Origin of the sequence: Roseateles albus (genome assembly GCF_028595345.1) — a bacterium.
In the GTDB taxonomy this organism is placed as follows: Bacteria; Pseudomonadota; Gammaproteobacteria; order Burkholderiales; family Burkholderiaceae_C; genus Paucibacter_A; species Paucibacter_A albus.
Genome location: NZ_JAQQXT010000014.1, coordinates 41,594 through 57,430, shown reverse-complemented (window position 1 = coordinate 57,430; position 15,837 = coordinate 41,594). Strand labels below are relative to the sequence as shown.

Annotated in this window: 21 protein-coding genes; 8 read left to right on the top strand and 13 right to left on the bottom strand. The window is 59.8% G+C overall.

Annotation, left to right across the window (positions count from 1 at the left end):
• Positions 1-5: 5 nt before the first annotated feature.
• The 6 genes from flgG to flgB are packed head-to-tail and all read right to left on the bottom strand — an operon-like array spanning position 6 to position 4,539.
• Positions 6-788: a flagellar basal-body rod protein FlgG gene (flgG, locus tag PRZ03_RS19505; protein ID WP_273601902.1), complete on the bottom strand. Its 783-nt coding sequence runs from the start codon at positions 786-788 to the stop codon at positions 6-8.
• 24 nt (positions 789-812) lie between these two features.
• Entirely contained in the window at positions 813-1,538 is a 726-nt protein-coding gene (flgF, locus tag PRZ03_RS19500; RefSeq protein WP_263533454.1) for a flagellar basal-body rod protein FlgF, read from the bottom strand.
• A 40-nt stretch (positions 1,539-1,578) separates the two neighbouring features.
• A complete protein-coding gene (gene flgE, locus PRZ03_RS19495; protein WP_273601901.1) occupies positions 1,579-2,952 on the bottom strand; it encodes a flagellar hook protein FlgE in 1,374 nt (457 codons plus the stop codon).
• Positions 2,953-2,988: 36 nt separating this feature from the next.
• Positions 2,989-3,648, bottom strand: a complete 660-nt coding sequence (locus PRZ03_RS19490; RefSeq protein WP_273601900.1) for a flagellar hook assembly protein FlgD — start codon at positions 3,646-3,648, stop codon at positions 2,989-2,991.
• 22 nt (positions 3,649-3,670) lie between these two features.
• The gene (flgC, locus tag PRZ03_RS19485; protein WP_263533451.1) at positions 3,671-4,087 is read right to left on the bottom strand and encodes a flagellar basal body rod protein FlgC; all 417 of its coding nucleotides are present in this window, start codon (positions 4,085-4,087) and stop codon (positions 3,671-3,673) included.
• Positions 4,088-4,125: 38 nt separating this feature from the next.
• Entirely contained in the window at positions 4,126-4,539 is a 414-nt protein-coding gene (flgB, locus tag PRZ03_RS19480) for a flagellar basal body rod protein FlgB (RefSeq protein ID WP_263533450.1), read from the bottom strand.
• A gap of 201 nt (positions 4,540-4,740) precedes the next feature.
• On the opposite strand from flgB, the gene flgA reads away from it, so the two are divergent.
• The 3 genes from flgA (at position 4,741) to PRZ03_RS19465 (ending at position 6,561) form a co-directional block, all read left to right on the top strand.
• The gene (gene flgA / locus PRZ03_RS19475; protein ID WP_273601899.1) at positions 4,741-5,514 is read left to right on the top strand and encodes a flagellar basal body P-ring formation chaperone FlgA; all 774 of its coding nucleotides are present in this window, start codon (positions 4,741-4,743) and stop codon (positions 5,512-5,514) included.
• Between the two features lie 213 nt (positions 5,515-5,727).
• On the top strand, positions 5,728-6,057 hold the full coding sequence (gene flgM / locus PRZ03_RS19470; protein ID WP_263533448.1) for a flagellar biosynthesis anti-sigma factor FlgM: 330 nt from the start codon (positions 5,728-5,730) through the stop codon (positions 6,055-6,057).
• Between the two features lie 102 nt (positions 6,058-6,159).
• Positions 6,160-6,561: a hypothetical protein gene (locus PRZ03_RS19465; RefSeq protein ID WP_273601898.1), complete on the top strand. Its 402-nt coding sequence runs from the start codon at positions 6,160-6,162 to the stop codon at positions 6,559-6,561.
• 61 nt (positions 6,562-6,622) lie between these two features.
• On the opposite strand, the gene PRZ03_RS19460 is transcribed toward PRZ03_RS19465, so the two are convergent.
• Positions 6,623-7,057 carry a DUF1841 family protein gene (locus PRZ03_RS19460; RefSeq protein WP_273601897.1) on the bottom strand — a complete coding sequence of 145 codons (435 nt, stop codon included), beginning with the start codon at positions 7,055-7,057 and terminating at the stop codon, positions 6,623-6,625.
• Positions 7,058-7,186: 129 nt separating this feature from the next.
• On the opposite strand from PRZ03_RS19460, the gene PRZ03_RS19455 reads away from it, so the two are divergent.
• Both PRZ03_RS19455 and PRZ03_RS19450 read left to right on the top strand, forming a co-directional pair.
• A complete protein-coding gene (locus tag PRZ03_RS19455) occupies positions 7,187-7,828 on the top strand; it encodes a ParA family protein (protein WP_273601896.1) in 642 nt (213 codons plus the stop codon).
• Positions 7,829-7,959: 131 nt separating this feature from the next.
• Positions 7,960-8,703: a response regulator gene (locus PRZ03_RS19450; protein ID WP_273601895.1), complete on the top strand. Its 744-nt coding sequence runs from the start codon at positions 7,960-7,962 to the stop codon at positions 8,701-8,703.
• Positions 8,704-8,715: 12 nt separating this feature from the next.
• Here PRZ03_RS19450 and PRZ03_RS19445 read toward each other — a convergent pair whose 3' ends face one another.
• The 4 genes from PRZ03_RS19445 to PRZ03_RS19430 all read right to left on the bottom strand — a co-directional run bounded on the left by PRZ03_RS19445 (position 8,716) and on the right by PRZ03_RS19430 (position 12,281).
• Entirely contained in the window at positions 8,716-9,600 is an 885-nt protein-coding gene (locus PRZ03_RS19445; protein ID WP_273601894.1) for a segregation and condensation protein A, read from the bottom strand.
• Positions 9,601-9,614: 14 nt separating this feature from the next.
• Positions 9,615-9,818, bottom strand: a complete 204-nt coding sequence (locus tag PRZ03_RS19440) for a DUF3460 family protein (RefSeq protein ID WP_263533442.1) — start codon at positions 9,816-9,818, stop codon at positions 9,615-9,617.
• Positions 9,819-9,887: 69 nt separating this feature from the next.
• On the bottom strand, positions 9,888-11,933 hold the full coding sequence (gene metG / locus PRZ03_RS19435; RefSeq protein ID WP_273601893.1) for a methionine--tRNA ligase: 2,046 nt from the start codon (positions 11,931-11,933) through the stop codon (positions 9,888-9,890).
• 150 nt (positions 11,934-12,083) lie between these two features.
• Positions 12,084-12,281 (bottom strand): hypothetical protein, encoded by a 198-nt coding sequence (locus PRZ03_RS19430; RefSeq protein ID WP_273601892.1) that lies wholly within the window; start codon positions 12,279-12,281, stop codon positions 12,084-12,086.
• Positions 12,282-12,928: 647 nt separating this feature from the next.
• Here PRZ03_RS19430 and minC point away from each other — a divergent pair.
• The 3 genes from minC (at position 12,929) to minE (ending at position 14,976) form a co-directional block, all read left to right on the top strand.
• Positions 12,929-13,822, top strand: coding sequence for a septum site-determining protein MinC (minC, locus tag PRZ03_RS19425; RefSeq protein ID WP_273601891.1), 894 nt, complete (start codon positions 12,929-12,931; stop codon positions 13,820-13,822).
• Between the two features lie 70 nt (positions 13,823-13,892).
• Complete coding sequence (minD, locus tag PRZ03_RS19420) at positions 13,893-14,708, top strand: septum site-determining protein MinD (protein WP_263533438.1); 816 nt, start codon at positions 13,893-13,895, stop codon at positions 14,706-14,708.
• A 10-nt stretch (positions 14,709-14,718) separates the two neighbouring features.
• Positions 14,719-14,976, top strand: a complete 258-nt coding sequence (gene minE, locus PRZ03_RS19415) for a cell division topological specificity factor MinE (protein ID WP_263533437.1) — start codon at positions 14,719-14,721, stop codon at positions 14,974-14,976.
• 2 nt (positions 14,977-14,978) lie between these two features.
• On the opposite strand, the gene PRZ03_RS19410 is transcribed toward minE, so the two are convergent.
• Both PRZ03_RS19410 and PRZ03_RS19405 read right to left on the bottom strand, forming a co-directional pair.
• Positions 14,979-15,230 carry a VF530 family protein gene (locus tag PRZ03_RS19410; protein WP_273601890.1) on the bottom strand — a complete coding sequence of 84 codons (252 nt, stop codon included), beginning with the start codon at positions 15,228-15,230 and terminating at the stop codon, positions 14,979-14,981.
• Positions 15,227-15,817, bottom strand: coding sequence for a 1-acyl-sn-glycerol-3-phosphate acyltransferase (locus PRZ03_RS19405; RefSeq protein ID WP_263533435.1), 591 nt, complete (start codon positions 15,815-15,817; stop codon positions 15,227-15,229). Before PRZ03_RS19405 ends, PRZ03_RS19410 begins: the two co-directional genes overlap by 4 nt.
• Positions 15,818-15,837: the final 20 nt, after the last annotated feature.

The following is a 15,837-nucleotide window of genomic DNA, read 5'->3' as shown; positions in this document are numbered from 1 at the left end:
GCGCCTCAAATTTGTGCGAGCTTTTGCAGCATCTGGTCCGAGGTCTGTATGGCCTTGGAATTCATTTCATAGGCGCGCTGGGTTTGAATCATCGCCACCAACTCTTCCACCACATTGACGTTGGATGTTTCCACATAGCCTTGCTGTAGCACGCCTAAGCCGTCCGAGCTTGGCGCGCCGTTGGTCGGCGTGCCGGAAGCGGCTGTTTCGGTGAACAGGTTTTGGCCCTTTGGGTCCAGGCCGGCCGGATTGATGAAATTGGCCAGCTGAATCTGCCCGACGGTTTGCGGTGTCGGATTGCCGGGCACGGTGATGCTGACCGTGCCATCGGTGCCTACGGTCACGCTCTGCGCATTATTGGGAATGGTGATGCCCGGCAGCAGCGTGTAGCCGTTGTTGTTGACGATCTGGCCGGCCGAGCTGAGCTGAAAGGAGCCGTCGCGGGTGTAGGCGGTGGTGCCGTCCGGCTGCTGGATCTGGAAGAAGCCGCTGCCCTTGATGGCAATGTCCAGATTATTGGTGGTTTGCTGCAAATTGCCTTGGCTGTAGATGCGCGCAGTCGCCACGGGACGCACGCCCAGGCCAACCTGCAAGCCCGTGGGCAGCTGCGTTTGTTCGGTCGTGTTGGCCCCGCTTTGGCGCAAGTTCTGGTACATCAGGTCCTCGAAAATGGCGTGCGAACGCTTGTAGCCATTGGTCGCGACGTTGGCCAGATTCTGCGAGATGGTGTCCAGCTGCGTCTGCTGGGCTTCCATGCCGGTCTTGGAGATGTAGAGGGAGCGAATCATGATGATTGTCCTTGAATATCGACGTTAGGTGGAGCCGAGCAATTTGGCCGACTGCTGGCCCTGTGTCTGGGCAATCTGCAGCAACTTCATCTGCTGCTCAAACTGACGGGCGGCGGCAATCATGCCGACCATGGTCTCGACCGGGCTGACGTTGGAGCCTTCAAGCGCGCCGTCTTGCAGGCGTGCGTCAGCATTGGCGGTCAAGTCGCCTTCTGCGGCTCTGAACAGACCATCCGGTCCACGCGTTAGAGGCGCCTCCGGTGTCACGAGCTTGAGCTTGGCGACGGTGCTGGTCTTGCCCTTGCTGTCTTTGGCGCTGATGGTGCCGTCGGTGCCGATGGCGAGTTCGGTGTTCTGCGGCACGGTGATGGGCCCGCCGTCGCCGATCACCTGCAGGCCATTGCGCATCACCAGCAGGCCTTCGGCATTGACATCGAGCGAGCCGGCCCGGGTATAGGCCTCGGTGCCGTCCAGGCCTTGCACGGCCAACCAGGCGTTGTCCTTCATGGCCACGTCCAGATTGCGCCCGGTCGCTTGCACCGGCCCGCCGTTGGGGTTGTAGCCGACGGTGGTTTCGAGTGCATAGGCGCGTGTGCTGGCGCCGTCACCATTGACCGGCACCGCCCGGAACGCCTGCAGCTCGGCGCGAAAGCCATTGGTCGAGACATTGGCCAGATTGTTGGCGAGCACGTCTTGGCGCTGCATCGAGGCCTTGGCGCCGGCCATCGAGAGGTAAATCATGCGGTCCATGGTGGGCCTCCTTCAGTCCGGCATTGGTCGTACAAATTCATCAACGCAGGTTGACGATGGTTTGGAGAACCTGGTCCTGCGTTTTGATGGTCTGTGCGCTGGCTTGGTAGGCGCGCTGCGCCGTCACCATATTGACGAGTTCGGCGGTGAGGTCGATGTTGGATTCTTCCAGCGCGCCGGATTGAATGCGCCCCAGATTGCCGTCACCGGCCACACCCACGACCGCTTCACCCGAGGTCAAGGTGCGCGCCCAGCGATTGCCGCCCAGCGGTTGCAAGCCCTGCGGGTTGATGAAATTGGCCAGTTCGACTTGACCCGCAGGCTTGGATTGACCGTTCGAGTAACGCGCCGTCACGACCCCCGTTCCCTCGACCACGATGCCGGCCAACTGGGCCGGGGCATAGCCGTTTTGGGTCAGATTCGTCACGCCAAAGCTGGAGCCGTTTTCGCTGGCACCCAGCACGTTCAGCGAGATACCGAGGATCTCCAAGCTCGACCCTGTCACTGTGGAAGTGGCGGGTATTTGCATCGCCAATTCGGTCAAGGGTGAAATCGGCTTGCCCCCTTTGGGGTCGAATTCGAGCGTGGTGTAGGGTGAAATCATCCGCGCCACGGTCGGCGGGATGGCGGCCGGATCGGCCGGCGTTGTGAGGATGGGATTACCGGCCGAGTCTTTGGTGAAGAACTCACCATTGGCGGTCGCAAACACATTCCATTTGGTGGTTTCCAAGGGGTCAACCGGGTCGGTCGGCGGGTCAGCCAAGGGGCCTGTGACCGGCTGAACTTTCTGGAAGTAAAAGGTCACCGCAACGTTTTGTCCCTTGGCATCAAAGGCGGTCATCGACGTGGCGTTGTTATAGGTCTTGGCGTCTTTCAGGTTGATGCCTGGGTCTGTTGTCTTGCCTGTATAGGAAGCCCTGGAGTCAAGATTGAACTCCATCTTGACTTCGGTGGTGGGCTTGGGCGCGATGCCGGCGGTCGGCAAGCGCAAGGTTTGTGCCAAGCCCGGTTGAATGACGCCGGTGGCATCGGCCGGATAGCCCAGCAATTTGAAGCCTTCGCCGTTGACGATAAAGCCTTCTTGGCTGACCTTGAATTGCCCATTGCGCGAGTAAGACACCGGGCTCTTGCCGTCGCCGACTTGGAAAAAACCACCGCCATTGATGGCCAGATCCATGGGGTTGTCGGTGGACGTGATATTGCCCTGCGTGAACTGCTGGGAGACCGAGCCCAGTGTCACGCCGATGCCGATAGGGCTGCCCCCGGCGCCGCTGAGCGCACCGGCATAGACCTCCTTGAATTCGGCCCGCGAAGACTTGGCGCCGTAAGTGCCGGCATTGGCGATATTGTTGCCAATGACATCGAGGTTCTTGGCGGCGGAGTTGAGACCGGATAGACCTTGTTGGAAACTCATGATGGTTCCTTGTTCTGTGCTGCGTTGGGAGTTAAATCAGTCGAAAGTCTTGACGCTGCTGTAGTCAACCAGGCCAGCGTTTTGGAGCTGCAACTGCAGCTTGGCGCCGCCGGTATTCACGGCAAGGACCTTGTCTAGGCTGTAAGTGGTGTTGGACACGGGGGCTGTTCCCTTGGTGGCGGTGATGCGGAAGTTGTACTTGGCGCTCGGGTCGTTTTCGCTCGGCTGCCAGTCGAAGCTATGCCGTCCGGCCCCTTGGGCACCGAGTTGCACCGTGTCGATCACATTGCCGCCGGGGCTGAGTACTTCCAGCTTGACGGCGTCTGCGGGCGCGCCGATTTCGAACACGCCGGTGCCGACGCCTTGATCCATCTGCAGACGATTGCCTTCGACGCTGACGTCGCGGCCGACCAGCGAAACGCTTTGTAGCGCCTGCATCTGCACGAACTGCGCTGACAGCGATTTGATGCTGGTGTCCAGATTGCTGACGCCGGTGACCGTCTCGATCTGCGCCATCTGACTGGTGACCTGCGCGTTGTCCATAGGGTTCATCGGGTCCTGGTTCTTCATCTGAGCGATCAGCAGCTTCATGAAACGGTCCTGCGTTTCGGCCGCATTCTTGCTGCCTTGCGGTATCAGCGAGTCCGTGGAAGCCTTGGTGGTCGTCGTGGTGTTGGAGACAGCGCTTGCAGCCATGATGAGCTTTCTGATTCAGTCCTCAGGACTGACCGAGTTGCAGGGTTTTGAGCAAGAGGCTTTTTGCCGTGCTCATCACTTCGATATTGTTTTGATAAGAGCGCGAGGCCGAAATCATGTTGACCATCTCTTCGACCGTGTTGACATTGCTATAGGTCACATAGCCTTCGGCATCGGCCTTCGGGTGTTTGGGGTCATGCACGCGCCGACCCGGTGTTTGGTCTTCGCTGATGGTGCTGACGCGCACGCCGGCGCTGGCCGGGTCATTGCCCGCGCCCATCAAAGCGGTCTGAAACACCACCTGGCGTGCTTTGTAGGCCTGGCCGTCAGGGCCCGCCACGGTTTCGGCATTGGCCAGGTTGCTGGCCACCACATTGAGGCGCTGGCTTTGGGCGCTGACCGCGCTGCCGGCGACATTGAAGATTTGGAACATTGACATCGAGGACTCCTGTTCTCAAGTAAGCAGACCAGGCGGCGTTATGCCGAGTTATGCGACTTCATCGCATCCAGCGCGGTGCGCACCGAGCCACTGATGAAGCGCAGCGTCGCTTCGTACTTCACGGAGTTGTCGGCGAAGTTGGCGCGTTCGCGGTCCATGTCGACGGTGTTGCTGTCCAAATTGGTTTGTGCCGCCGTGGAGTACAGCTTTTGCGACTCGCTGCGCGCACCGGCCGGCGGCGCCATATGGCCGCTTTGCGTCGTCCGCAGCGCGCCCGGTTGGGCATTCTCGGAGCTTGCCTCGCGCAGAGCTCGGGCGAAATCCATGTCTTTGGCCTGGAAGCCCGGCGTATCGGCGTTGGCGATATTGCTGGCCAGCAGACGCTGCCGCTCCGACCGCAGGGTCAGGGCCTGGGTCTGGAAGTTCAGGGCATCGGTAATTCGGTTCAGCATGATCGGCTCCTAGGGGTCGCGGCCGGCACAAGTAGAGGCTTGTGCCCTGCATTCCTCGATTTGGCCGCGGGCCGAAAAGGGGGAATAGGCGATGTGAACGGATTGTGTTGGTGGCCCTTTGAAAACATTAGCGAAATAAGCAGGCGCTTTGCTGTGCATATCGCAGCAAGGCCAGGGCAGGGTGAGGTCTAAAGTCCAGACATGTTCAAGCTTCGCCCAACCCCCCTCCAACTGCGAGCCCACCGCGCGGCCCGCATGCTGGGTCGGTGCAAGCGCTTTTTGTTGGGCTTGGCTGTCTGCTCCTCAACTGGCATGGCCCAGGACATGCGTGGCCTGAATACTGAGCTGAGCACCGAATTGAGCGCGCAAGTGCAACAAATCGCTCAAGCGGGCGCGCGGGCAGGCATGCCGGCGCAGGCTCGAGTCGATGTACAAGTCGGCCGGTTGGATCCGCGTTTGAAACTTGCACCCTGCCAGCAGGTGCAAGCCTATTTGCCACCCGGCCTGCCCATGTGGGGTCGCACGCGTATTGGCATCCGCTGCCTAGACGGGACGGTGCGCTGGAATGTCAGTCTGCCGGTGACGGTCAAGGTCTATGCGCGCGCCTTGGTCGCGGCCGACGCCTTGCCGGCCGGGGCTGTGCTGACTCAAGCTCTGCTTGGTTCAGCCGAAATAGATATAGCGGCCGAGGCTGGGGCGGTATTTTCGGATGCCACCAGCCTGGTCGGACGTACGCTCATCCGCCCTTTGGCGGCCGGGGAAGCCGTACGCAGCAACAGTTTGAAGGTGCGTCAGTGGTTTGCCGCTGGGGACACCGTGATGGTGCGGGCCGTGGGCTCGGGCTTTGCGGTGGCTAGAGAAGGGCAAGCCATGACGGCGGGACTGGAAGGACAGAGCGTCAAGGTTCGTTTTGAAAATGGCCGGATCATTTCCGGCCGGGTGGTTGGTGAACGTCATGTGGAGATGCTGCTATGAGCGCCGCACTTCCGCTGCGTTGGCCGGCAGCTTGGCAGTCTCGTCGCCATGGCTTGGGCGCCATGACGCAGGGGTGTTATTTTGTCGAATGTTCTAAAGTATTCTTTGCCCGCGTCGATATACCGAAAAAGCCGCTCAGTTTCGAGAGAATCTGCGCTTGCTTGATCAAAACCTGGAAAGGCTTGGGCGTTTGCCAAGTCTGTGGAGAGCACCATGAAGATCGGTAACAGTCCTGAACTCTCGTCAACCCCGGTGGGGGTAGACAAACCCGCTGCGGCCCAAACGGGGCGGACAGCGGCCAATGGCGGCGGCGCTCCGGTCGGAGGCAAAAAAACGCCCGAGGCGAGTGCCAAGCTGGAGTTGTCCACCAACGCGACACAGCTTTTGCAAGGTGTGCCCGATGACGGCAGCTTTGACGCGGCCAAGGTCGGACGCATTTCTCAGGCGATCACGGAAGGAAAGTTCACCGTGAATGCCAATGTGATTGCGGAAAAACTGATCGCCAATGCGCAAGAAATGCTTGGGCGAATGACGCCGCATTGAAGCGTAGCCGTGGCGCAAGCCGCGGCACATGGTTGACTCGAATTTCTCTTTGACCTGAACGCTGGATCAGCGCGTTCTCAACGCCTTATGGCGGGGACTGTCATGCAAGCTTTGCCCACCTCAGACTCAAACGCCGCGGCGGTCAGCCAGCAGCTTGAACAGCCCTTGTTGGAGGTGGAGAGCTGCTTGAATTTGCTGGGCGACGCCTTGCTGCGCCGCGACACCGGCGCGATCGAGCAATATGCAGCCAAGCTGCACCAAGCCCTGGCACAAGCAATTTCGTGCTTCAGTGACGCGGCCCGCAGTGGCTCGGTGCCGCCTAATTTGCGCCATCGTTTGGCGCTGGCAGGTGGCCGTGTGGCGGCTCAGCGCGAGTCACTGGCTCGCGCCACGGCAGCGTTGGACCGAGCCATTGATGTGTTGATGCCGGGTGAAAGCACCGGCCTGTATTCGGCCTCGGGCAAAAACGAGCGCAAAGCCTTGGGAGGTTCCATTCAGGTCTGATGAGACTTGAATGGGCGCCAAATAAGAGCGCGGGAACACGCTCCCGATTCAAAAAGCCACGCTAGCGACGCGTGGCTTTTTTGCTGACGCAGTCCAGATATTGATGACCATCTGGGGGTAGGCCACTGCGCTGCGAGGCCCAAATCATTTCCCCCAAGCATTCCATCGCCGCATGATGCGCTTCATGCAAAGAGTTGCGTCTGGCGGCCAGTAATTGGATTGCCTGCGCGATGCCGTGGGGCTGATCGATCGACTGCTGCTCACTGATGGTCAGGTGCATCGATAGGTGCAAAAAGGGGTTGGTGCGGCCGTCCTCGACGCTGTAGACAGCCGCCAAGGCGGCTTCCTCATCGGCCAGCTCGGCATGGTATTCGGGATGCTGCTCTATCCATTCGGCCGCGATCGCCTCCATCGGAATCAGGGGTAACTGCTCGCGCAGCTTGCGATAAGTAGCGCAAAAAAAACGTCGAACGTCGAGTTGGGAGGGGGCAAACATGGGACTATTGTCGCAGCATGCGCTGTGCGTCCGTGCCCGGTCCAGCTCGTCATGCTGCGTGAATCAACTGCGTGTAGCAAGCGGGCGGCTAACATTGCCGGCCTGAATCGGAAGCTAGGAGTACTTGTCATGCCTGTGATCTTGATCGCCAATCCCAAGGGCGGTGTGGGTAAAAGCACGGTCGCCACCAACACGGCCGGGTATTTGGCGCGGCGCGGTCATGCGGTGATGTTGGGTGATGTGGATAAGCAGCAGTCGGCGCGCCGCTGGCTGGCGCTTCGCTCGGCCGACTTGCCCACTATCCAGGGCTGGGACTTCGACGGCGAGCAAACCGTCAAACCCCCCAAGGGCGTCAGCCATGTGGTGATGGACAGCCCCGCGGGCCTAAGCGGCAAGAAGCTGCGCGCGCTCTATAAGCTGGCGGACAAGATTTTGATCCCCTTGCAGCCGAGCTTGTTTGATATCCAGGCTACCTACGATTTTGTGAACAGGCTGCAGGAACTGCGTGCCGAAAGCGCTGGGGCGGACCGACATCCGCAACTCGCCATCGTCGGCATGCGTGCCAAGGAAGGCACTCTGTCGGTACAACAGTTGCAAGATTTTTTGCCCGAGCTGGCGGTGCCGGTGCTGGGCCTGCTGCGTGACACACAAAACTATGTGCAGTTGGCGGCGCGTGGGCTGACGATCTGGGACGTGGCACCCAGCCGCGTCGAGCGTGACCTGCAGCAATGGCAGGCTTTGACTGCTTGGCTGGAGGGCGGTTCTGCCTGAGTTGACGAGCGCCCCATCTCACTCAAGATCAGCTCAAATCACACAAGAGGGCGAGGCCCAAAGTGAGCTGCCTGACCTATCATTTGCACCCATATGAATACACAGACACAAAGCCAGCAAAAGGTGAGCGCATGAAGGTCTTGCTCATTGATGATCACCCCTTGATCTTGTCGGCGTTGAAGACCGTCATTGAGGGACTGGACGAAAGCGTCGAGGTGATAGGCGCGGACAGCGCCGCCGCCGCAAGGCTGGAGCTCGGCAAGCACGCTGATTTTGATTTGGTGTTGCTGGATTTGCAGTTGGGGGACGCCAGTGGCTTTGACGTGCTGGATGAATTCCGGGCCGCATATCCGGCCCTGCCCGTGGTGGTTATTTCAGCCTCGGACCGTGCCAGCGATGTGATTCGCGCCATCGACCAAGGCGCCATGGGTTTTGTGCCCAAACGCGCCGGCACCGAGCTGCTTTCCCAGGCGCTGAAACTGGTGATGGCCGGCGGTATTTATGTGCCACCGATGAATTTAGGAGCCGAGCCCAGTGTTGCGACTAGCGGCAAAGCGGGCAGCACGCAAGCCAAGCTGGCGCAAATTCAGCAGCAGGCGATGGCCTCGAATTACCAGGCGTCAACCGGGCTTGAAAGCTTGGCCCTGACGCCTCGCCAGACCGATGTGTTGGCGCTGCTGTTACAGGGCAAGCCCAATAAAATCATTGCGCGCGAATTGGGCATTACCGTTGAAACGGTCAAAGATCATGTCGCGGCCGTGTTGAAAGCCCTTGGTGTGGGTTCGCGTACCCAGGCAGTGCTGGCGGTAGGTCAAATGGTTCAGCACCAACCCGAAACCATGTTCTCCACCTGGCGTGGTGGCGCCGCGTCTTGAGGGGGCGGGCTTTCAGCTAGGGCTGTAGGCCAGCCGCACATAGATGGGCGCAAAGGCCTCGGCCTGGGTAATTTCCAGCAGGCGCTCACGTGCCAATTCCAGCATTGCAATGAAGGTCACCACCAGCACCGCCTGGCCGCGGCTGACGTCGAACAGGTGTTCGAATTCCAGAAACTTCTGACCCTGCAGGCGGCGCAGCACGATGCTCATATGCTCGCGAACAGACAGCTGCTCGCGGGTAATTTTGTGATGTTGGTTGAGCTTGGCACGGCGCAAGATATCGGCCCAGGCATCGCGCAAATCATTGGCGTTGACGTCCGGGAAGCGCGGCTGCAGCGACTGTTCAATATGCACTTGCGCGAGCTGAAAATCGCGCCCGGCCACCGGCAATGCGCCCAAGCGGGCAGCAGCCAGCTTGATCTGCTCATACTCCAGCAAGCGTCGCACCAACTCGGCCCGGGGGTCTTCCGGCTCTGAGCCGTCGTCGGTCTTTTTGGGCGGCAGCAACATGCGAGACTTGATCTCGATCAGCATCGCCGCCATCAGCAAATACTCGCTCGCCAACTCCAGATTGTGCTTGCGCAACTGGTCGACATAGCTCAGATATTGCCGCGTCACATCGGCCATAGGGATGTCCAGAATATTGAAATTCTGGCGCCGAATCAGGTAGATCAGCAGATCCAGCGGGCCCTGGAACGCTTCTAGAAACACCTCCAGCGCGTCCGGCGGGATGTACAGATCCAGCGGCATCTGGAACAGGGGCTCGCCGTACAGTCGCGCGACGGCCACGCTGTCCACCGTCTCGGGCAAGCCGGCCAAGGCGGGCGCCAAGGGGTCGAGCTCGGGCAAGCTCAGCAGGGCTGCATGGGCTGCCGTGCTGTCGGGGGCGGCGCTCATTCGCCGGACAACACTTACTTGGCGCTGGTCTGGTAGACGTAGGCCTGTTGTGCGACCCGCGCGGCGCGGAAGTCCGCTTGCTCGGCGCGGTCCACCTGCTTTTCCCACAGCAGCGCACGACCGGCGCGCTGTTCTTGCTCCAGCGTTGGCTTCTTGGCCTTCAATTCATCGATGAAGCTGCTGACTTCGGACTTGTAGGGTTTCCAGAACAATGGCATGGCGGTGGCTCAAAAGCGTTAGTGGTTGTTGGGAGTTTAGCCTTGCGAAGGCTTGGCCAGCCGGGCGCCTTAGCGCACACGCATACCGGGTTGCGCGCCTGGGAAGGGCTCCAGCACAAAGATGCCGGGGTTGACCTTCTCGTCGGCATGCGATGCGGCCAGCACCATGCCTTCGCTGATGCCGAACTTCATCTTGCGCGGCGCCAGATTGGCCACCAGCACGGTCAGCTTGCCTTCCAGCTGCTCGGGCTTGTAGGCGCTCTTGATGCCGCTGAAGACATTTCTCATGCGGCCTTCGCCGGCGTCCAGCGTCAGGCGCAGCAACTTATCCGAACCCTCCACATGCTCGGCCTTGACGATTTTGGCAATTCGCAGATCGACCTTGGAGAAATCATCGATCTTGATCTCGGGTGCGAGTTCCTCGCCACCTGGCACGACCTTGGGCGCTTCGGGCGCCTCAAACAAGGCGTCCAGCAACTTGGCATCGACGCGTTGCATCAGATGCTGGTAACTGCCGATCTGGTGCGGGCCCATCGCACGCGCCGCGTCGGCGAATTGCAAGGGCTCGATGCGCAAAAAGGCCTCAACCTTGGCGGCCAGTTCCGGCAAGACCGGCTTCAGATAAATCGTCAGCAGGCGGAAGGCCTCGATGCAGACGCTGCAAACATCGTGCAGCACGGCGTCCATGCCTTCCTTCTTGGCCAGGTCCCAGGGCTTGTTCTGGTCCACATATTCGTTGACCCGGTCGGCCAGCAGCATGATCTCGCGCAGTGCCTTGCCGAACTCGCGTTCCTCGTACAGCTCGGCAATTTGATCGGCATGCGCGCGCAAGCCGTCCAGCAGCGTGCGGCCCTCGACGCCGAGGTCGCCCGACAGATGCCCGTCAAAACGCTTGGCCAGGAAACCGGCTGCGCGCGAGGCGATATTGATGTACTTGCCGACCAGATCGCTGTTGATGCGGGCGCAGAAGTCTTCCGGGTTGAAGTCGATGTCCTCGACCTTGGCGTTCAGCTTGGCCGCGATGTAGTAGCGCAGCCATTCGGCGTTCAGGCCCAGGCCCAGATATTTCAGCGGGTCGAGGCCGGTGCCGCGACTCTTGCTCATCTTCTCGCCGTTGTTGACGGTCATGAAGCCATGGACATAGACATGGTTGGGCGTTTTGCGGCCGCTGAAATGCAGCATCGCGGGCCAGAACAGCGTGTGGAAATAGGTGATGTCTTTACCGATGAAGTGGATTTGCTCCACCGTCTCGTCGGCCATATAGGCGTCAAAGTCGCCGCCGGTCTTGGCGAAATAGTTTTTCAGCGAGGCCAGATAGCCGATCGGCGCGTCCAGCCAGACGTAGAAATACTTGCCCGGAGCGTCCGGAATCTCGATGCCGAAGTAGGGGGCATCACGGCTAATGTCCCAGTCGCCCAAGCCGCCTTTGCCCTCGTCATCTTTGGCAAACCATTCCTTGATCTTGTTGAAGACCTCTGGCTGCAGGCGCCCCGGTGTTTGCGTCCATTCTTCCAGGAAGGCGACGCAGCGTGGGTCGCTGAGCTTGAAGAAGTAATGCTCGGAGCTCTTCATCACCGGCGTCGCACCGGACAGCACCGAGAACGGGTTCTTCACCTCGGTCGGCGTGTAGACCGCGCCGCAGACCTCACAGGAGTCGCCGTACTGATCCTTGGCGCCGCATTTCGGGCATTCGCCCTTGATGAAGCGGTCGGGCAGAAACATCTGCTTCTCGGGGTCGAAGAACTGATCGATGGTCTTCACGTCGATCAACTCATTGCGACGCAGTGCGCGGTAAACATCGCGGCTCAGCTCGTGGTTCTCGGGCCCGTCGGTCGAGTGCCAGTTGTCGAAGCTGATGTGAAAGCCGTCGATATAGGTCTTGCGGCCGGCGGCGATATTGGCGACGAAGGCTTGTGGCGTGATGCCGGCTTTTTCGGCCGCGATCATGATGGGTGCGCCATGCGCGTCGTCGGCGCAAACAAAATTCACTTGCTGGCCGCGCATGCGCTGGAAGCGAACCCAGATATCGGCCTGGGTCCATTCCATGATGTGGCCAATATGGCAGTTGCCGTTGGCGTAGGGCAGGGCGGTCGTGACGAAGAGCTTACGGGTCATGGTGTCTTTGCGGTCCCGACAGCAGTGCCGGGCAGGCCGGCATTTTAGGGCCTGCGCGAGCCAGGTCTTGGCTTCACCGCGTTAAAACACCGGGCCAAGCTTTGCGACCGGGTGATCAAGACCCGGTCAAGTCTCGCCCAGGATTGATGCTTAGGTGGCAGCGGGAGGGGTGTCCGGGTTCGCAGTGGCCTCGCCTGCAGAGTCGCCTTCAGCGGTCTCACCGCCTTCGGCAGGCTGGCCATCGCCGTCAACCTTGCCGCCGATTTTGCGCTGGCGCTTTTCTTCAACCTTGCGCTTCTTGGCCAATTCGCGCTGGCGTTTTTCGTATGAGTAGTTGGGTGTTGCCAATGCTGTGCTCCTGCAAGAGTCCGCGAGGCGCGGATTTGCCTTCACTGTAACCGCTGCGAGCGCTTATTCCCGCTGTCGATGTTTGCGCAGCGCCTCCTTTTGGCCTTGTTGACTTAGCGTCGAATGCTCCATTTGAGTTGAGACACGCGGCTTAAGTCTATGATTTTTAAGGGCTTCAAAGGCTATCCACCTTTGCTGTGGATAACTTTGTGGACAAGCCTTGTCTGCCGGCGTCAAGCCCTTGAAATGACGCGCTTGGGCTTAGCCTGCCTCATTTCGAAGCACTGTCCCCAGTCTTATATAAATCAAGTACTTAGCGTGCTCGCCTCGCTCCGCTTCGGGCTGTTACAAAAATCCCTCCCCGGTGCTTGACCTTGGCGTGAAATGGGGATAAGTCAAGGCTGCAGTGGCAAATGTCACGAAAAACGGTGACACATGGTGTGCAAAGGCGACTGTTTTTTCCACATTGCCTGTGGATATTTATGTGGGTTGCTTCCGCAAAGGCGCGCTAAGTGCTTGATAGCGTTGGAAGTTTGTTGCCTTGCCTGATTTTGTCGCAAATGTATGACGCGGCTTGGGGGCAACGCCTAGGGATGCTGGCGCGCGGCGCGGCTAAAATCGCGCCCTTTGCACAACAGCAGCACTCGATGTCTCAGGCACAGCAAGGTACACAGCAAGGTCGGACGGCGTCAAAAATAGCCGATGTATTCGAGTTGAAGAGCGCTTCTTTGAGCCTGCTCTCCTTGGTTCTGAAGTCGGCCGATTTGAGCGTGCTGGCAGCTGCCCTGCATGCGCGCTTGGGCGACACGCCGGATATGTTCAACCACGAACCTTTGCTGATCGATCTGACCCACCTCGTGCGGGCAGACGCTGCGGTGGCGGGCGATGCTGCGACGCCGACGCAAATGAATCTTGACGACGCGCCGCAAGGCGGCGCGCTCGACCTTGCCGCTTTGCAGGACTTGCTGCGTGGCTACAAGATGCAGCCGGTGGCGGTGCTCGGCGCCAATGCGGCAGAACTGGCGCAGGCGCTGGCGCTGGGCCTGGCGGATTCGCCGGAAGCCGATTTCGTTCAAGGCAACGCTGCGCTGTCAATGGCTGAGCTTGAGCCGACTGAGGCGGGTGAGCAGGTGAGGGAAGTGCGGGAGGTTCGGGTCGAGGTGATCCGCGAAGTGATCCGTGAAGTTGCAGTGCCGGCTGAGGCGGCCAAGACCATGATCATCGACAAGCCCTTGCGCTCGGGCCAGCAGATCTATGCCAAGGGCGGTGATCTGGTGGTGCTGGCGCTGGTCAATCATGGCGCCGAGGTCATTGCCGATGGCAGCATCCATGTTTACGCACCGCTGCGCGGCAAGGCGATCGCCGGCGCCAAAGGTAATACCGATGCGCGCATTTTTGCCACCAGCATGGAGGCCGAGCTGATCGCGATTGCGGGCACCTACCGCACGACCGAGAACCCTTTGCCTGATACGGTGTTTGGCAAGCCGGCGCAAATTCGCCTGGAAGGCGAGAAGCTGGTGATGGAGCCGCTCAAGCTTTGAAATGAATGCAAGCAGGTCGCCGAACTTTTTGGCGGCGCATGGAACTATCAATTTTTAAGGATTTGATTCGATGACAAAAATCGTCGTAGTGACTTCGGGCAAGGGCGGCGTAGGCAAGACCACCACCAGTGCCAGCTTCGCAACTGGCCTGGCCCTGCGCGGCCACAAGACCTGCGTGATCGACTTTGACGTCGGTCTGCGCAACCTGGACCTGATCATGGGCTGTGAGCGCCGTGTGGTCTATGACCTGATCAACGTCATCAATGACGAGATCAAGCTCAACCAGGCGCTGATCAAGGACAAGCAACTGGACAAGCTGTTTATCCTGGCCGCTTCGCAAACGCGCGACAAAGACGCGCTGTCGGTCGAAGGCGTCGAGCGGGTGCTGGAAGAGCTCAAGGCGATGGACTTCGAGTTCATCGTCTGCGACTCACCGGCCGGCATCGAGACCGGTGCCTTGATGGCCATGCATTTCGCCGACGAAGCGATCGTCGTGACCAACCCCGAGGTCTCCTCGGTGCGCGACTCGGACCGCATCCTGGGCATGCTCAATAGCAAGACCAAGCGTGCCATCGAAGGCAAGGAGCCCGTCAAGGAGCATCTGCTGATCACGCGTTACAACCCCAACCGGGTTGAGGGCGGCCATATGCTGTCGCTGGAAGACATTCATGAGATTTTGCGCACGCCGCTGATCGGCGTGATTCCTGAGTCCGAGATCGTGCTGCAGGCGTCCAACCAGGGCTCACCAGCCATCCATATGGCGGGCAGTGATGTGTCCGAGGCCTATAAGGACGTGGTGCGCCGCTTCCTGGGCGAGGAGCGTCCGATGCGCTTTGTCGAGGCGATCAAGCCGAGCTTGTTCAAGCGCTTGTTTGGCGGCAAGTGAGGAGTTTGAGATGGGATTTCTGAGCTACTTCCTGGGCGAGAAGAAGACCACCGCCAATGTCGCGAAAGAGCGTTTGCAGCTGATCTTGGCGCATGAGCGCAATGGCCGCACCGCCAGCCCCGACTACCTGCCGCAATTGAAGAACGAGTTGCTGGTGGTGATCTCCAAATACATGAAGATCGACCCGGATGACATCAAGGTGAGCCTTGAGCATCAGGGCGATTTGGATGTGCTGGAGCTGAAGATCGAGCTGCCCGACGGGCGTTGAATTTAGTTGCGTTGCTCGCGAGCTTGCTCGCGCAGCATGAACAAGTACAAGCTCTCCACCTTGGTGCGGGCCCAAGGTGTTTTGCGCAAGAACTTCAGGCTCGAGGCCACGCTCGGGTCGATCACAAACGATCTGATCTCGATGCGCTGCCCCAGCTCTTCCCAGCCGAAATAGTCGACCAAGGCGGTCACGATGGCCTCCAGCGTCAGGCCGTGCAGCGGGTCTTTGGACTTGATGGGATTGTTCTCGTTCATTGATGGTCGAACTGTTGCCAGTTCTTGCCCTTGAATTGCGCGTAATAGGCCTTGATGCGGACCATGTCTGCCTCGATGTCGCCGGTCGGGGTGAACACGGGCCCGAGGCCGCTGAGTTTGCGAGGGTAGTCCATGTACGCCATCACGATCGGGACTTGCGCTGTGTGGGCGATCCAATAAAAGCCGGTCTTCCAGTAGCGGGTCTTGCTGCGCGTGCCTTCGGGTGGCACGATCAGCTGCACTTGGCCATCTGCGGCCACCAAGGCGGCGGCGGAGGCTGCGACTAGATTTGTCGACTGCTCCCGGTTCACCGCAATACCGCCCAACCAGCGCATCAAGCCACCAAAAGGCCAGCGAAAAATCTGGCTCTTGCCCATCCAATACGGCGTTAGCCGCAGCGCGAAGGCCACCATCAAGGTGTAGGGCAAATCCCAGTTGCTGGTGTGCGGCGCAGCGATCAACACGCATTTGGCTTGGCCAGGCTGCAGGCTGCCTTCGATCTTCCAGCCCTTGAGCTTGAGGAAGGCCAGCGAGGCGCCGCGCAGCAAGCTGTTGATGACAGGCGTGGTGAAAATGGTTCGGTGCATGGGGCGAGCCGGTTGGCGAT

Coding starts and splice junctions, on each gene's coding strand:
- metG (WP_273601893.1), bottom strand. CDS start 11,933: ATGACCCGTAAGCTCTTCGTCACGACCGCCCTGCCCTACGCCAACGGC.
- flgB (WP_263533450.1), bottom strand. CDS start 4,539: ATGCTGAACCGAATTACCGATGCCCTGAACTTCCAGACCCAGGCCCTG.
- minD (WP_263533438.1), top strand. CDS start 13,893: ATGACAAAAATCGTCGTAGTGACTTCGGGCAAGGGCGGCGTAGGCAAG.
- flgF (WP_263533454.1), bottom strand. CDS start 1,538: ATGGACCGCATGATTTACCTCTCGATGGCCGGCGCCAAGGCCTCGATG.
- flgE (WP_273601901.1), bottom strand. CDS start 2,952: ATGAGTTTCCAACAAGGTCTATCCGGTCTCAACTCCGCCGCCAAGAAC.
- PRZ03_RS19490 (WP_273601900.1), bottom strand. CDS start 3,648: ATGGCTGCAAGCGCTGTCTCCAACACCACGACGACCACCAAGGCTTCC.
- PRZ03_RS19455 (WP_273601896.1), top strand. CDS start 7,187: ATGCCTGTGATCTTGATCGCCAATCCCAAGGGCGGTGTGGGTAAAAGC.
- flgG (WP_273601902.1), bottom strand. CDS start 788: ATGATTCGCTCCCTCTACATCTCCAAGACCGGCATGGAAGCCCAGCAG.
- PRZ03_RS19450 (WP_273601895.1), top strand. CDS start 7,960: ATGAAGGTCTTGCTCATTGATGATCACCCCTTGATCTTGTCGGCGTTG.
- PRZ03_RS19405 (WP_263533435.1), bottom strand. CDS start 15,817: ATGCACCGAACCATTTTCACCACGCCTGTCATCAACAGCTTGCTGCGC.
- minE (WP_263533437.1), top strand. CDS start 14,719: ATGGGATTTCTGAGCTACTTCCTGGGCGAGAAGAAGACCACCGCCAAT.
- PRZ03_RS19410 (WP_273601890.1), bottom strand. CDS start 15,230: ATGAACGAGAACAATCCCATCAAGTCCAAAGACCCGCTGCACGGCCTG.
- flgA (WP_273601899.1), top strand. CDS start 4,741: ATGTTCAAGCTTCGCCCAACCCCCCTCCAACTGCGAGCCCACCGCGCG.
- flgC (WP_263533451.1), bottom strand. CDS start 4,087: ATGTCAATGTTCCAAATCTTCAATGTCGCCGGCAGCGCGGTCAGCGCC.
- PRZ03_RS19460 (WP_273601897.1), bottom strand. CDS start 7,057: ATGTTTGCCCCCTCCCAACTCGACGTTCGACGTTTTTTTTGCGCTACT.
- PRZ03_RS19445 (WP_273601894.1), bottom strand. CDS start 9,600: ATGAGCGCCGCCCCCGACAGCACGGCAGCCCATGCAGCCCTGCTGAGC.
- flgM (WP_263533448.1), top strand. CDS start 5,728: ATGAAGATCGGTAACAGTCCTGAACTCTCGTCAACCCCGGTGGGGGTA.
- minC (WP_273601891.1), top strand. CDS start 12,929: ATGTCTCAGGCACAGCAAGGTACACAGCAAGGTCGGACGGCGTCAAAA.
- PRZ03_RS19440 (WP_263533442.1), bottom strand. CDS start 9,818: ATGCCATTGTTCTGGAAACCCTACAAGTCCGAAGTCAGCAGCTTCATC.
- PRZ03_RS19465 (WP_273601898.1), top strand. CDS start 6,160: ATGCAAGCTTTGCCCACCTCAGACTCAAACGCCGCGGCGGTCAGCCAG.